Annotated in this window: 14 protein-coding genes; 11 read left to right on the forward strand and 3 right to left on the reverse strand. The window is 63.5% G+C overall.

Annotated elements, in window-relative coordinates; translation table 11 throughout:
* Positions 1–19 precede the first annotated feature (19 nt).
* Positions 20–388, reverse strand: a complete 369-nt coding sequence (locus CF161_RS24100) for a hypothetical protein (protein ID WP_020299235.1) — start codon at positions 386–388, stop codon at positions 20–22.
* A 233-nt stretch (positions 389–621) separates the two neighbouring features.
* Here CF161_RS24100 and CF161_RS24105 point away from each other — a divergent pair, with 233 nt between their 5' ends.
* Together CF161_RS24105 and CF161_RS24110 are read left to right on the forward strand one after the other, a co-directional pair.
* Positions 622–1,920 carry a lipoprotein gene (locus tag CF161_RS24105; RefSeq protein WP_020299236.1) on the forward strand — a complete coding sequence of 433 codons (1,299 nt, stop codon included), beginning with the start codon at positions 622–624 and terminating at the stop codon, positions 1,918–1,920.
* Positions 1,913–2,701, forward strand: coding sequence for a VacJ family lipoprotein (locus CF161_RS24110; RefSeq protein ID WP_020299237.1), 789 nt, complete (start codon positions 1,913–1,915; stop codon positions 2,699–2,701). Before CF161_RS24105 ends, CF161_RS24110 begins: the two co-directional genes overlap by 8 nt.
* A gap of 78 nt (positions 2,702–2,779) precedes the next feature.
* Here CF161_RS24110 and CF161_RS24115 read toward each other — a convergent pair whose 3' ends face one another.
* Entirely contained in the window at positions 2,780–3,706 is a 927-nt protein-coding gene (locus tag CF161_RS24115) for a DUF808 domain-containing protein (protein WP_043230268.1), read from the reverse strand.
* A gap of 136 nt (positions 3,707–3,842) precedes the next feature.
* Here CF161_RS24115 and CF161_RS24120 point away from each other — a divergent pair, with 136 nt between their 5' ends.
* Entirely contained in the window at positions 3,843–4,463 is a 621-nt protein-coding gene (locus CF161_RS24120; protein ID WP_020299239.1) for a TetR/AcrR family transcriptional regulator, read from the forward strand.
* Between the two features lie 134 nt (positions 4,464–4,597).
* Here CF161_RS24120 and CF161_RS24125 read toward each other — a convergent pair whose 3' ends face one another.
* The gene (locus CF161_RS24125) at positions 4,598–5,038 is read right to left on the reverse strand and encodes a heme-binding protein (RefSeq protein WP_020299240.1); all 441 of its coding nucleotides are present in this window, start codon (positions 5,036–5,038) and stop codon (positions 4,598–4,600) included.
* A 265-nt stretch (positions 5,039–5,303) separates the two neighbouring features.
* On the opposite strand from CF161_RS24125, the gene gcl reads away from it, so the two are divergent.
* From gcl to CF161_RS24165, 8 genes are all read left to right on the forward strand, one after another.
* Positions 5,304–7,079: a glyoxylate carboligase gene (gene gcl / locus CF161_RS24130; RefSeq protein WP_020299241.1), complete on the forward strand. Its 1,776-nt coding sequence runs from the start codon at positions 5,304–5,306 to the stop codon at positions 7,077–7,079.
* Between the two features lie 100 nt (positions 7,080–7,179).
* A complete protein-coding gene (hyi, locus tag CF161_RS24135) occupies positions 7,180–7,962 on the forward strand; it encodes a hydroxypyruvate isomerase (protein WP_020299242.1) in 783 nt (260 codons plus the stop codon).
* 54 nt (positions 7,963–8,016) lie between these two features.
* Entirely contained in the window at positions 8,017–8,910 is an 894-nt protein-coding gene (locus CF161_RS24140; protein WP_020299243.1) for a 2-hydroxy-3-oxopropionate reductase, read from the forward strand.
* A 110-nt stretch (positions 8,911–9,020) separates the two neighbouring features.
* A complete protein-coding gene (locus CF161_RS24145) occupies positions 9,021–10,301 on the forward strand; it encodes a glycerate kinase (protein WP_020299244.1) in 1,281 nt (426 codons plus the stop codon).
* Entirely contained in the window at positions 10,291–11,706 is a 1,416-nt protein-coding gene (gene pyk / locus CF161_RS24150) for a pyruvate kinase (RefSeq protein ID WP_020299245.1), read from the forward strand. The genes CF161_RS24145 and pyk overlap by 11 nt, the downstream gene beginning before the upstream one ends.
* A gap of 58 nt (positions 11,707–11,764) precedes the next feature.
* Positions 11,765–12,688, forward strand: a complete 924-nt coding sequence (locus CF161_RS24155; protein ID WP_043230299.1) for an urea transporter — start codon at positions 11,765–11,767, stop codon at positions 12,686–12,688.
* Positions 12,689–12,709: 21 nt separating this feature from the next.
* Positions 12,710–13,534: an ion transporter gene (locus tag CF161_RS24160; RefSeq protein WP_020299247.1), complete on the forward strand. Its 825-nt coding sequence runs from the start codon at positions 12,710–12,712 to the stop codon at positions 13,532–13,534.
* A gap of 90 nt (positions 13,535–13,624) precedes the next feature.
* Positions 13,625–14,626, forward strand: coding sequence for a sulfate ABC transporter substrate-binding protein (locus tag CF161_RS24165; RefSeq protein WP_020299248.1), 1,002 nt, complete (start codon positions 13,625–13,627; stop codon positions 14,624–14,626).
* The last annotated feature ends 213 nt before the right edge of the window (positions 14,627–14,839 follow it).

The raw sequence follows: 14,839 nt of genomic DNA on the forward strand, positions 1-14,839 counted from the left end.
TTTATCGAGCCCCGTTTGCTCAGGCCGATTGGCGCGGCGCCCTGACCAGGCGCAAGGCCGCGATCACCACGGCAAACACCGCCAGGGTGGTGTTGTACAGCGCCAGCGCCGGCAAACCGAACAGCAGCGCCACCACCGCCAGGCCCCAGCCACCACGACCCGGCAGCACAAACGCCAGCAGCGCCGAGACCAGGGCCGCCCAGCCCATGACCTTGAAGTGAATCCACAGGCCCAGGGTGGAACGTGCCTGGCACTCCCAGCGGCTCGCCTCATCGACGCAGACGCCCACCCACCGAGCATCTTCCATAAAGCCGTAGCGCAGGCCATAACTGGCGGCCAGCCACAGGGGCAGGACAATAAGCAGCACAACCACGGGAAGACGGGACATGAGGCACTCCGATAAGCGAAAACGGCGCCCAGCATAATCGCCCGAGAGCGGTAAGCAAGCCTGTTACACATATAACTGTGAGCAATTAGCGGCAAAGTGTATCGTCCGGCTACTATTACCCCCGATCCCGCCTGTCTTGACCGATATTTGTGCCGAACCATGGCACTTCGGCAGTACCCCGGTGGTCATAGCCTGCGAACCTCTCCCGGCACCTTCCTCTAAGGGATTCAGTCATGCTCCGTTCCTTGCGCTTCGCTGCCCTGTTTGGCGGCCTTATCTTGAGTGCGTCCGCACTGGCAGTCGATATCGACGCTGCCAGCTATGGCTATCCTTTGACCAATCCGTTCGAAGCGACCATTGCCACCACCCCGCCGGAACTGCGCCCGGAGCTGCCGTCCAACGACGATATCAATCAGTCCGACCGCAGCCTGACCTTGCGCCCCGAGCGCGAGTTCATCCTCCCGGACAACTTCTGGGCGGTGAAGAAGCTGACCTACCGCATCGCCGAGCAGGATCACGCCGCCCCGCTGATCTTCCTTATCGCCGGCACCGGCGCGCGTTATGACAGCAGCCTCAACGAATACCTGAAAAAGCTCTACTACAAGGCCGGCTATCACGTGGTGCAGCTGTCGTCGCCCACCAGCTTCGACTTCATCAGCGCCGCCTCGCGCTTCGCCACCCCCGGGGTCACCCAGGAAGATGCCGAGGATATGTACCGGGTGATGCAGGCGGTACGCGCGCAAAACCCCAAGCTGCCGATCACCGAGTACTACCTCACCGGTTACAGCCTGGGCGCCCTGGATGCGGCCTTCGTCAGCAAGCTGGATGAAACCCGGCGCAGCTTCAACTTCAAGAAAGTCCTGCTGCTCAATCCTCCGGTCAACCTGTACACCTCGATCAGCAACCTCGACAAACTGGTGCAGACCGAAGTCAAAGGCATCAACAACAGCACCACCTTCTATGAACTGGTGTTGAACAAACTGACCCGCTACTTCCAGCAAAAAGGCTACATCGACCTCAACGATGCGCTGCTCTACGACTTCCAGCAGTCCAAACAGCACCTGACCAACGAACAGATGGCGATGCTGATTGGCACCTCGTTCCGGTTCTCGGCGGCTGATATCGCCTTTACCTCGGACCTGATCAACCGCCGCGGCCTGATCACCCCGCCCAAATACCCGATCAGCGAAGGCACCAGCCTGACGCCATTCCTCAAGCGGGCCCTGCAGTGCGACTTCGACTGCTACCTGACCGAACAAGTGATCCCCATGTGGCGCGCACGCACCGACGGCGGCAGCCTGCTGCAACTGATCGACCAGGTCAGCCTGTATGCACTCAAGGATTACCTGCACGACAGCCCGAAAATCGCCGTGATGCATAACGCCGACGACGTGATTCTCGGCCCTGGCGACCTGGGTTTCCTGCGCACCACCTTCGGCGACCGCCTGACCGTCTACCCCCATGGCGGCCATTGCGGCAATCTCAACTACCGCGTCAACAGCGACGCCATGCTGGAGTTCTTCCGTGGCTAAACATCTCCTGCTAATCGCTGCGTTGCTCTGCGCAGGCTATGCCCAAGCCGACAACAGCAAGGCCAACGCGCCGACCGTGGTTGACTCGGACGGCTTCACCGAGCCGTTGAAAAAACTCAAGTTCAATGCCGGGCTGGACCAGCGCGAATTCGAGCGCTCAACCCTCAACGCGCTGAACGTGTACGACCCGCTGGAGTCGTGGAACCGTCGGGTCTACCACTTCAACTACCGCTTCGATCAATGGGTGTTCCTGCCGGTGGTCGACGGCTACCGCTACGTCACCCCCAGCTTCCTGCGCACTGGCGTCAGCAACTTCTTCAACAACCTGGGCGATGTGCCCAACCTGATGAACAGCCTGCTGCAGCTCAAGGGTCACCGCTCCATGGAGACCACCGGGCGCCTGTTGCTCAACACCACCATCGGCATCGCCGGCCTGTGGGACCCGGCAACCGCCATGGGCCTGCCGCGCCAGAGCGAAGACTTCGGCCAGACCCTGGGGTTCTACGGGGTTCCGGGGGGCGCCTATTTTGTGCTGCCGATCTTCGGTCCGTCGAACCTGCGTGACACCGCCGGTCTCGCGGTGGACTTCACCGCGGAATCGGCAATCAACTTCCTCAACGTTTCGGAAGTCAGCAGCAACCATCCGGAGGTCTGGGTCCTGCGCGGCGTCGACAAGCGCTACCAGACCAGCTTCCGCTACGGCCAGCTGAACTCGCCGTTCGAATACGAGAAGGTGCGCTACGTCTACACCGAGTCGCGCAAGTTGCAGATCGCCGAATAACCCCCTTCCTGCGCTACAAAAAAAGGCCATTCGGGAACTCCGAATGGCCTTTTTTCATGGCTGGGGCAGCGCCCGGGCTCAGGCCCTGACTGCTTTCCACAGCTTGCTGAACAGGGTCACGCCCACCAGCACCACGGCGCCGGCGATGATCCCGGCCACTGCGTTGAGCAGGGTCGGCATGATCACCGAGAAGCCGCCGATCACGGCGGCGGTTTGCCCGGTTAGCCCCTCGATCAGGTGGTGCGCCGCCGGTACGCCGTGGGTGAGGATCCCACCGCCGACCATAAACATTGCCGCCGTGCCGATCACCGACAGGCTTTTCATCATGTACGGTGCGGCGCGCAGGATTACCCCGCCGACACTCTTCGCCAATTGCCCAGGCTTCTGGGTCAGCCACAGCCCCAGGTCGTCGAGTTTGACGATGCCCGCCACCAGGCCATAAACGCCCACGGTCATGACAATCGCGATCCCCGAGAGCACCACCACCTGCTGCATCAGCGGCGCATCGGCCACGGTGCCCAGGGTGATGGCGATGATTTCCGCCGACAGGATGAAATCGGTGCGCACCGCGCCCTTGATCTTGTCCTTCTCGAAGGCCACCAGGTCGACTTCGGGGTTGGCCACCGCCTCCAGCAACTGCTCATGCCCGGCCTGATCGTCAGCCTTGCTGTGCAGGAAGGTGTGGGCAAGCTTTTCAAAGCCCTCGAAACACAGGTAGGCGCCACCGAGCATCAGCAGCGGGGTCACCAGCCAGGGGGCGAACGCGCTGATGGCCAGCGCCGCCGGGACCAGGATCAGTTTGTTGCGGAACGACCCCTTGGCCACGGCCCAGACCACCGGCACTTCACGCTCGGCACGAACCCCGGAAACCTGCTGGGCATTGAGCGCCAGGTCATCGCCGAGTACACCGGCGGTTTTCTTGGCCGCCATTTTGGTCATCAACGCCACATCGTCGAGCACTGCCGCGATATCGTCGATCAGCACCAACAAACTGCTTCCTGCCATGAATCAAAGTCCCATTCGGTGATCAAGGCGCGCAGCATACCGCGCGGCGAAGCACTCCGGGAGGCATTCTTGAGCCCCGCGCAAAGCCGGTGCTACCATGCGCAACCGCCGCCCCAGGCAAGGAATCACCGGATTTATGAGCACCATCCGCGAGCGCAATAAAGAATTGATCCTGCGTGCTGCCAGCGAAGAATTTGCCGACAAGGGCTTCGCCGCGACCAAAACCAGCGATATCGCGGCCAAGGCCGGGTTGCCCAAACCCAACGTCTACTACTACTTCAAGTCCAAGGAAAACCTCTATCGCGAGGTGTTGGAAAGCATCATCGAGCCGATTCTCCAGGCCTCGACCCCGTTCAATGCCGAGGGTGTGCCCAGCGAAGTGCTCAGCGGTTATATCCGCTCCAAGATCCGCATCTCCCGCGACCTGCCGTTCGCTTCCAAAGTCTTCGCCAGCGAAATCATGCACGGCGCGCCGCACCTGAGCGCCGAGCAAACCGAGCAGCTCAACGCCCAGGCCCGGCACAACATCGACTGCATCCAGACCTGGATCGACCGTGGCCAGATCGCCGCCATCGACCCCAACCACCTGATGTTCAGCATCTGGGCCGCGACCCAGACCTACGCCGACTTCGACTGGCAGATCTCGGTCGTCACCGGCAAGGCCAAGCTCGACGAGTCCGATTACGAAGCCGCCGCGCAAACCATCATCCGCCTGGTGCTCAAAGGCTGCGAACCCGACCAGCCTGCGTCGACCTGATACCCCAACCGCTGCAGCCGCTGCCGCCAGGCTGCGCTGGGCCTGCTAGACAACATCCTTCCGTCTGACACTCCACGGCGCCCTATTGGGCCAGCGCAGCCTCGTGGGCTCGGCAGCGGCTACGGGTTTTGGGGTCAGGCGCTTACACCGGCGTCCGCCGTCAGGTCCAGGGCTTCGATGGCGGTGATGGCGCACTGCTCGTCGAGGTCGGACGTGTCGCCGCTGATGCCGATGGCCCCCAGCACCCTGCCCTCCCGATCACGGATCAGCACCCCACCCGGTGCCGGCACCACACTGCCCTGCCCCAGGCTGTTCAGCGCGGCGATAAAGGCCGGGCGCTGCTGCGCGTCCAGCGCCAGCAGACGCGAGCCCTTGCCCAGGGCCACCGCGCCCCAGGCCTTGCCAATGGCGATCTGCGGGCGCAGCAGGCTGGCCCCATCCTCCCGTTGCAACGTCACCAGGTGCCCACCGGCATCCAGCACCGCGATGGTCAGCGGCGCGGCGCCTATTGCACGCCCCGCTGCGATGGCCTGGCTGGCCAGGTTGACTGCGACTTTCAAGGTTAAAGCGCTCATGGGTGCCGTCCTTATTTTGTTATGGGAAAGCTGTCGGGCTATTCGTTGTACGAAGCCGAATGGGATAAATAGAACACAATTACAATCTATTTTGTATACAATAATTATCGAAAAACGCTGCCTGCGACAAAAAACCGCTGATTTAAAGGCTTCCGACGAAAGCCACAGCCGCTTGAGAAAATGGATTGACCTGCGCCGTCCGCCGTGAATACACTTTGCGCAAAGCCACTTGTATACAATTACAAAACGTAAGAGGCACAAAACCATGAGCAAAATGAGAGCAATCGAAGCCGCCGTTCTGGTGATGCGCCGTGAAGGGGTCGACACCGCTTTTGGCATCCCCGGGGCCGCCATCAACCCGCTGTACTCCGCCCTGCAGAAGGTCGGCGGCATCGATCACGTGCTCGCTCGCCACGTCGAGGGCGCCTCGCACATGGCCGAGGGCTACACCCGCACCAAGGCCGGCAACATCGGCGTGTGCATCGGCACCTCCGGCCCGGCCGGCACCGACATGGTCACTGGCCTCTACAGCGCCTCGGCCGACTCGATCCCGATCCTGTGCATCACCGGCCAGGCGCCACGGGCCCGCATGCACAAGGAAGATTTCCAGGCCGTCGACATCACCAGCATCGTCAAGCCGGTGACCAAGTGGGCGACCACCGTGCTGGAGCCGGGCCAGGTGCCCTACGCCTTCCAGAAAGCCTTCTATGAAATGCGCTCCGGCCGCCCAGGCCCGGTGCTGATCGACCTGCCGTTCGACGTGCAGATGGCCGAGATCGAATTCGACATCGACGCCTACCAGCCCCTGCCCCTGGCCAAGCCCACCGCGACCCGGATCCAGGTGGAAAAAGCCCTGGCCCTGCTGGATCAGGCCGAACGTCCATTGCTGGTAGCCGGGGGCGGCATCATCAATGCCGATGCCAGCGAGCTGCTGGTGGAATTCGCCGAGCTGACCGGGATTCCAGTGATCCCGACCCTGATGGGCTGGGGCACCATTCCTGACGATCACCCGCTGATGGTGGGCATGGTCGGCCTGCAGACATCGCACCGCTATGGCAACGCCACCCTGCTCAAGTCGGACGTGGTGCTGGGCATCGGCAACCGCTGGGCCAACCGCCACACTGGCTCGGTGGAGGTGTACACCGAAGGTCGCAAGTTCATCCATGTCGACATTGAGCCGACCCAGATCGGCCGGGTGTTCAACCCGGACCTGGGGATTGTCTCCGACGCCGGCTTCGCCCTGACCGTGTTCCTCGAAGTGGCCCGTGAATGGCACGCCGCCGGCAAACTCAAGGACCGCAGTGCGTGGCTCCGGGACTGCCAGCAGCGCAAGGCCAGCCTGCAGCGCAAGACCCACTTCGACAACGTGCCGGTCAAGCCGCAACGGGTGTACGAAGAGATGAACCAGGTGTTCGGCAAGGACACCTGCTACGTCAGCACCATCGGCCTGTCGCAGATCGCCGGGGCGCAGTTCCTCCACGTCTACAAACCACGGCACTGGATCAACTGCGGCCAGGCCGGCCCGCTGGGCTGGACCATCCCCGCCGCACTCGGGGTGGTCAAGGCCGATCCGAGCCGCAAGGTGGTGGCGCTGTCCGGCGACTATGACTTCCAGTTCATGATCGAAGAGCTGGCAGTGGGCGCGCAGTTCAAGCTGCCGTACATCCACGTGGTGGTGAACAACTCCTACCTGGGGCTGATCCGCCAGGCGCAGCGCGGTTTCGAGATGGACTACTGCGTGCAGCTGTCCTTCGACAACCTCAATGCACCAGAGCTCAACGGTTATGGCGTCGACCACGTCGCCGTCGCCGAAGGCCTGGGTTGCAAGGCCCTGCGCGTATTCGAGCCGGGCCAGATCCAGCCGGCCCTGCGCAAGGCCCAGGAGTTGATCGAGGAATTCAAGGTGCCGGTGATCGTCGAGATCATTCTCGAACGCGTGACCAATATTTCCATGGGCACCGAGATCAACGCCGTCAACGAGTTCGAAGACCTGGCCCTGGTGGGCAACGACGCGCCCACCGCCATTTCCATGCTCGACTGACCCGCCCTGTAGCCGCTGCCGAAGGCTGCGACCAACCGCGAAAGCGGGCGCACCTTCAGGCAGCCACTGCCGCAGCGCTTCATTTTTACCGGAGATCACCATGCCGCGTTTTGCCGCCAACCTGTCCATGCTGTTCACCGAACAGGATTTCCTTGCCCGCTTCAAGGCCGCTGCCGAGGCGGGATTCAGCGGGGTCGAATACCTGTTCCCCTACGAGTTCAGCTCCGCCGAAATCAAGGCCCAGCTGGATGCCAACAGCCTGACCCAAGTGCTGTTCAACCTGCCGGCCGGAGACTGGGCCAAGGGTGAACGGGGCATCGCCTGCCTGCCGGATCGGGTCGAGGAGTTCCGCGGCGGGGTCGACCTGGCCATCGCCTACGCCCAGGTCCTGGGCAACACCCAGATCAACTGCCTGGCCGGCATTCGGCCACACGGCATCGATGACGCCACCCTGGAAAAAACCCTGGTCGCCAACCTCAGGTACGCCGCCGACAAACTGCAGGCGGTGGGCATCAAACTGGTGATGGAAGCCATCAACACCCGTGACATCCCGGGCTTCTACCTGAACAACACGCGCCAGGCCCTGGCCATTCGCGAGCAGGTCGGCAGCGCCAACCTGTTCCTGCAATACGACATCTACCACATGCAAATCATGGAGGGTGACCTGGCCCGGACCCTGGAAAACCACCTGCCGGCCATCAACCATATCCAGCTCGCCGACAACCCCGGGCGCAACGAGCCGGGCACCGGCGAAATCAACTACCGCTTCCTGTTCGAACACCTGGAGCGCATCGGTTATCAGGGCTGGGTCGGCTGCGAATACAAACCGCTGACCACCACCCAGGCCGGTCTCGGCTGGCTCAAGAGCCACAACGCGATCTGACCCGGCAGCCCTACCCCGGCCCTTATCGAGCGGCCCCCACACGAGGATTTCTTCATGGCTAAAATCGGATTTATCGGCACCGGCATCATGGGCCACCCAATGGCCTCGAACCTGCAAAAGGCCGGTCACAACCTGTTCCTGTCCGAGCATCACGGCCAGGCACCGGCCGACCTGATCGCCGCGGGCGCGGTCGCCCTGGCCAACCCCAGGGAAGTGGCCCAGGAAGCCGAGTTCATTATCATCATGGTCCCCGACACCCCGCAGGTCGAAGACGTGCTGCTGCGTGCCGACGGGATCGCCGCCGGTGTCGGCAAAGGCAAGATCGTGATCGACATGAGCTCGATCTCGCCCACCGCGACCAAGGCTTTCGCCGCCCAGATCAACGAAAAAGGCGCGCAGTACCTGGATGCCCCGGTGTCCGGTGGTGAAGTCGGCGCCAAGGCCGGGACCCTGAGCATCATGGTCGGCGGTGACGGCCAGGCGTTCGAACGCGCCCTGCCGCTGTTCCAGAGCATGGGCAAGAACATCACCCTGGTCGGTGGCAACGGCGACGGGCAGACCGCCAAGGTGGCCAACCAGATCATCGTCGCCCTGAACATCCAGGCGGTGGCCGAGGCCCTGCTGTTCGCCGCAAAAAACGGCGCCGACCCGGCCAAGGTGCGTGAAGCGCTGATGGGTGGCTTCGCCTCATCGAAGATCCTCGAGGTCCATGGCGAGCGCATGATCAAGGGCACCTTCGACCCGGGGTTCCGTATCAACCTGCACCAGAAGGACCTCAACCTGGCCCTGGCCGGCGCGCGCGAGCTGGGCATCAACCTGCCGAACACGGCCAACGCCCAGCAAGTGTTCAGCACGTGCGCCGCCATCGGTGGCAGCAACTGGGACCACTCGGCGCTGATCAAGGGCCTGGAGCACATGGCCAACTTCTCAATCCGCGACAAGCACTAAGCCTCGGCTGTAGGCGCAGGCCGCCGGAGGGTGCATCAGCCGCCCCTCGGCACCGCCTGCGCCCGCAGGCAGTTTCAAGCCCCCCATAACAAGAACACCGGGAGCCCGCCATGTCGGTCGATCCGCAACAATTCCTGCGCGAGCTGTTCGCCACAGCCATCGACGCCGCCCATCCGCAACACGTGCTCGAAGCCCACTTGCCCCGCGATCGCAGCGGCCGGGTGATCGTTATTGGCGCCGGCAAGGCCGCAGCCGCCATGGCCCAGGTGGTTGAACGCTGCTGGCAGGGCGAAGTGTCCGGGCTGGTGGTGACCCGCTATGGCCATGGCGCGCCGTGCCAGAAAATCGAAGTGGTCGAAGCCGCCCACCCGGTCCCCGACGCCGCCGGCCTGGCCGTGGCCAAGCGGGTCCTGGAGCTGGTCAGCAACCTGTCGGAACAGGACCGGGTGATCTTCCTCCTGTCAGGCGGTGGCTCGGCCTTGCTGGCCCTGCCCGCCGCCGGCATCAGCCTGGCCGACAAGCAGTCGATCAACAAGGCGCTGCTCAAGTCGGGCGCCACCATCGGCGAGATGAATTGCGTGCGCAAGCACCTGTCGGCGATCAAGGGCGGACGCCTGGCCAAGGCCTGCTGGCCGGCCAGCGTGTACACCTACGCGATCTCCGACGTACCGGGGGACCTGGCCACGGTCATCGCCTCCGGCCCGACGGTGGCCGACCCCAGCACCTCGGCCGAAGCCCTGGCCATCCTCAAGCGCTACGCCATTGAGGTGCCGGCTGCCGTGCGCCACTGGCTGCAAAGCCCCGAGTCGGAAACCGTCAAACCCGGTGATCCGGCCCTGGCCCGCAGCCACTTCCAATTGATCGCCCGGCCCCAGCAGTCCCTTGAGGCCGCCGCCGTCAAGGCGCGCCAGGCCGGGTTCAGCCCGCTGATCCTGGGCGACCTGGAAGGCGAATCCCGTGAGGTGGCCAAGGTCCACGCCGGCATCGCCCGCCAGGTACTGCTGCATGGCCAGCCGCTGGCGGCGCCCTGCGTGATTCTGTCCGGTGGCGAAACCACGGTCACCGTACGCGGCAACGGTCGCGGCGGACGCAACGCCGAGTTCCTGCTGAGCCTGACCGACAGCCTCAAGGGCCTGCCCGGGATCTATGCCCTGGCCGGCGACACCGACGGCATCGACGGCTCGGAAGACAACGCCGGCGCCCTCATGACCCCCGACAGCTACAGCCGCGCCGCCGCCCTGGGCCTGAACGCCAGCGACGAGCTGGATAACAACAACGGTTACGGCTACTTCGCCGCGCTGGACGCGTTGATCGTCACCGAGCCGACCCGCACCAACGTCAATGACTTCCGCGCCATCCTGATTCTTGAGAACCCGACACATGACGCCTGATAAAAAGGTCAAAATCCTCGCCACCCTGGGCCCCGCCACCGACGGCATCGAGGACATCCGTGAACTGGTCAAGGCCGGGGTCAATATCTTTCGCCTCAACTTCAGCCACGGCGACCACGCCGACCACGCCCAGCGCTTTCAATGGATTCGCGAGGTCGAGCGCCAGCTGAACTACCCCCTGGGCATCCTCATGGACCTGCAAGGGCCGAAGCTGCGGGTTGGCAAGTTCGCCGCCGGCAAGGTGCAACTGGTGCGCGGCCAGGCCCTGCGCCTGGACCTGGACCCGACCCCGGGCGACCAGCGTCGGATCAACCTGCCGCACCCGGAAATCATCGCGGCCCTGGAGCCGGGCATGGACCTGCTGCTGGACGACGGCAAGCTGCGCCTGCGAGTGACCGGCAAACACGCCGACGCCATCGACACCACGGTGCTCAACGGCGGCGAACTGTCGGACCGCAAAGGCGTCAACGTGCCCCAGGCCGTGCTCGACCTGAGCCCACTGACCGCCAAGGACCGCCGCGACCTGAGCTTCGGCCTGGAGCTGGGGGTGGATTGGGTGGCGCTGTCCTTTGTCCAGCGCCCCGAGGATATCCATGAGGCGCGGGTCCTGATCGGCAACAAAGCCTTCCTGATGGCCAAGATCGAGAAGCCCTCGGCCGTCACCCAGTTGCGGGAAATCGCCGAATTGAGCGACGCGATCATGGTCGCCCGCGGTGATCTGGGGGTGGAGGTGCCCGCGGAAAGCGTGCCGCAAATCCAGAAAGACATCATCAGCACCTGCCGCCAACTGGGCAAACCGGTGGTGGTGGCGACCCAGATGCTCGAATCCATGCGCTTCTCGCCGGCACCGACCCGGGCCGAAGTCACGGACGTGGCCAATGCGGTGGCCGAAGGCGCGGACGCGGTGATGCTGTCGGCGGAAACCGCCTCCGGCGAATACCCGCTGGAAGCGGTGCAGATGATGAGCAAGATCATCCGCCAGGTCGAAGGCGGCCCCGACTACCAGGCCCAGCTCGACGTCAGCCGGCCCCAGGCCGAAGCCACCCAGTCGGACGCCATCAGTTGCGCGATCCGCCGTATCAGCAGCATCCTGCCGGTGGCGGTGCTGGTGAATTACAGCGAGTCCGGCAGCTCCAGCCTGCGCGCCGCCCGCGAGCGACCACGGGTGCCGATCCTCAACCTCACGCCGAACCTGGCCACCGCGCGCCGCCTGAGCGTGGCCTGGGGTGTGCATTCGGTGGTCAACGACCGCCTGCGCCAGGTCGACGAGATCTGCTCCACGGCCCTGGAGATCGCCCAGGCCCAGGGCTTGGCCAAACGCGGCGACACCTTGCTGATCACCGCCGGCGTGCCATTCGGCCAGCCGGGCTCGACCAACTCGCTGCGGATCGAAACCCTGATCTGACCCTCGGCCCCTACCGCCATGGCCGGCGACGGCCATGGCCCGCCCTGACGAATCGCTCATGCCTTCAGAGTCGTTCAACGCCTATTGCCCCGACTGGGCCAGCGCCGTGCTCAATGGCTTCAGTCAGATCTTTCTCCAGCGCCACCCGCTGTGTGGCCTGCTGTGCCTGCTGGCAATCCTGATCGGTGCTCCGGCCCTGCTCGGCGGCGCCCTGCTCGGTGGCGTCGCCGGCCTGCTTACCGCGCAACGACGCGGCTACCCCAAGGCCGACCGCCAGGCCGGGCTGTTCAGCTATAACGGGGTGCTGCTCGGCCTGTTGCTGAGCCTTTATTTCCCCTGGTCGGCGCTGTTGCCGCCGTTGATTGTCGCCTGCGGCGGGATCAGCGCGATCCTGACCCAGCAGTGGCTCAAGCGCTCACGGGACCACCATTGCCTGCCGGCCTACACCGCGCCTTTTGTCGGTTTGAGCTGGCTGCTGCTGAGCGTTGCCGAACCCCTGTTGCCGGCCACCCCGGCCCTGACCGAACCTGGCCTGCTCGAGCTGCTGGGGGCGACCGCCAAGGGCCTGGGGCAAGTGATGTTCCTCGACCAGCCCCTGGCCGGTGCCTTGATTGCCCTCGGGCTGTTCCTGGCCAACCGCCGCGCTGCGGCCTGGGCCGTGTTCGGTTCGGCGGCCGGCCTGGGGTTTAGCCTGCTGCATCATGAACCCCCCGGCGCCCTGCTTGGCCTGGGCGGCTACAACGCCGCGCTGGTGGCCATCGCCCTCAGCCAGCAACCCCGAGCCCTGTGCTGGCTGCCAATACCCGGTGTCGCCCTGGCCCTGCTGCTGACGCCGGGCTTTGCCGCCCTGGGCCTGGCGCCCCTGACCGCCCCCTTTATCCTCGCTGCCTGGCTGGTACGCGCCACGGTCCGGGTCATGCGCCAGGCGGCACGGGACAGTGCGCCTTGCACTGCAAGGGGCAATCCACCTAGGCTGCGCTGATATTTGTTTCAGGCGATCTACATGGACAGCAGCAACCACTGGCGTGACCGTCTCTACGTCATGATTTTCCAGACCGACACCGTGGCCGGTCGCCGCTTCGACAGCACCTTGCTGCTGATCATCCTCGCCAGCCTGGTGATCGTGATCCTCGACAGCATCGACCAGGTGCACCGCGACTACGCCAACGTGCTGGCCTACATCGAATGGGGCTTTACCCTGATTTTCGCGATCGAGTACGGCCTGCGCCTGTACTGCTCGCCCAAACCGTTGCGCTATGCCTTCAGTTTCTATGGCCTGGTGGACTTGCTGGCCATCGTCCCGGGGATCCTCGCGCTGTATTACAGCGACGCCCAGTACCTGCTGATCATCCGTGTGATCCGCATGCTGCGGATCTTCCGTGTGCTCAAGCTGAGCCCCTATCTCAAGCAGGCCAACTACCTGATGTCGGCCCTGCGGGGCAGCAAGCAGAAGATCATTGTGTTCCTGCTCAGCGTGTCGACCCTGGTCACGGTGTTCGGCACCTTGATGTATGTGGTCGAAGGCCCGGAGCATGGCTTTACCAGCATTCCCAAGGGCATCTATTGGGCTATCGTCACCCTCACCACCGTGGGCTTCGGCGATATCGTGCCGAAAACCCCACTGGGCCAGGTGATTTCATCGCTGGTGATGATCACCGGTTACTCGATCATCGCCGTGCCCACCGGGATCTTTACCGCTGAACTGGCCAGTGCCATGCGCGGCGAACAACTCAAGCATGACTGCCCGGTGTGCAACAAGGGCAACCATGAACCCAGCGCTGCATTCTGCTCGCGCTGCGGGAATGCACTGTTCAAGAAAATGGAATAAGCAAAGTGCTTTTTAATCTTTAAACCACTATGACGCCCCGGCTATAGTCGGCGGCAAAATGCCTTCACTCTCGAATAAAAGGAATGTGCAGTGAAAAAACTTTTGAGCGCCTCTCTTCTGGCTGCCGGCCTGGCACTGGGCAGCGCGGCCCAGGCCGCACCGACCCTGCTGAACGTGTCCTACGACGTGATGCGCGACTTCTATAAAGACTACAACGCCGCCTTCCAGAAGCACTGGCAAGCCGAGCACAAGGAGAACATCACCCTGCAGATGTCCTTCGGCGGTTCGAGCAAACAGGCGCGTTCGGTCATCGACGGCCTCCCGGCCGACGTCATCACCATGAACATGGCCACGGATATCAATGCCCTGGTGGACAACGGCAAGCTGGTCCCGGACAACTGGGTGACCCGCCTGCCAAACAACAGCGCGCCGTTCACCTCGGCCACCGTCTTCATCGTGCGCAAAGGCAACCCGAAAGCCCTGAAAGACTGGCCCGACCTGCTCAAGGACGGCGTGCAGGTGATTGTGCCCAACCCGAAAACCTCGGGTAACGGCCGCTACACCTACCTTTCGGCCTGGGGTTACGTGCTGAAGAACGGCGGTGACGAAAGCAAGGCCAAGGACTTTGTCGGCAAACTGTTCCGCCAGGCTCCGGTATTGGATACCGGTGGCCGCGCCGCCACCACGACCTTCATGACCAACCAGATCGGCGACGTGCTGGTGACCTTTGAAAACGAAGCCGAGATGATCGCCCGCGAGTTCGGTCGCGATCAGTTCGAAGTGATCTACCCAAGCGTTTCCGCCGAAGCCGAGCCACCGGTGTCGGTGGTCGACAAAGTGGTCGACAAGAAAGGCACCCGCGCCGCGGCCGAGGAATACCTGAAGTACCTGTGGTCGCCGGAAGGCCAGGAAATCGCGGCCAACAACTACCTGCGCCCACGGGACCCGAAAGTCCTGGCCAAGTACACCGACCGCTTCCCGAAAGTCGACTTCCTCTCGGTGGAGAAAACCTTCGGTGATTGGCGCACCGTGCAGAAGACCCACTTCAATGACGGCGGGATCTTCGACCAGATCTACGGCGACGCCAAGTAAGGGTTAACGCTTAAAAAAAGCGACCTTAAGGGTAATGCCGTTCAGTTAAGTGATGGAGCGAGCGAAAACCAACCTGTGGCGAGGGAGCTTGCTCCCGCTGGGCCGCGCAGCGGCCCCAAACCCTGCAACCGCGCGCTGCCAGGCCAACCGTGGACTCAGGTTTTGCGGATGCTGCGCATCCGAGCGGGAGCAAGCGCCCTCGCCACACATGAA

Origin of the sequence: Pseudomonas sp. CF161 (assembly GCF_000416215.1) — a bacterium.
Lineage (GTDB): Bacteria > Pseudomonadota > Gammaproteobacteria > Pseudomonadales > Pseudomonadaceae > Aquipseudomonas.